Origin of the sequence: Vibrio sp. 10N.222.48.A3 (assembly GCF_041475345.1) — a bacterium.
Classification (GTDB): Bacteria; Pseudomonadota; Gammaproteobacteria; order Enterobacterales; family Vibrionaceae; genus Vibrio; species Vibrio tasmaniensis_A.
This window is the reverse complement of record NZ_JBFRVX010001507.1, coordinates 1-437: the sequence shown is the minus strand read 5'-3', so window position 1 is coordinate 437 and position 437 is coordinate 1. Positions and strand designations below refer to the sequence as shown.

1 pseudogene is annotated in these 437 nt (G+C 39.8%); it reads left to right on the top strand.

The window, feature by feature from the left end:
* Positions 1 to 60: 60 nt before the first annotated feature.
* Positions 61 to 437 (top strand): annotated as a pseudogene (locus AB4653_RS27425) (hypothetical protein); the annotation flags it as partial.

Genomic DNA, 437 nt, shown 5'->3' with positions numbered 1-437 from the left:
GTGATTGATAGATATGCAAAATTAAACCAGTCAGCCCCAGATACATACTATGCAGTTAACTTGATTTCGGCATACTTCCCTGGTGTTGGAACAAGAATTAATTGGTGTGTACGAGGGAGCCAGTTCGTACTAAACAAAGAGACGCCTATTAGCGAAGCACAATACAGCAGCATTATTGAAAATGGTGATTTGGGAGCGGCTTACTGTGACCCATTTGATGCGAATATCAGCCAAGTTCGTTACTACGATACAAAAGGAAGTATAGTCTCAGACAGCTCCGCAATTGCGCTTGAGTTAAACAATAAGTTGGCACAAGGCACTATTGTTAAAGACAAGTTGGATCAACGAGTAGCAAATAAGAAATTGTACTTAGGAAAAACACACAGTGAATATTTCCAAGATACTTCTTTGGCGAATCAAGTTGATCAGATCAAAGC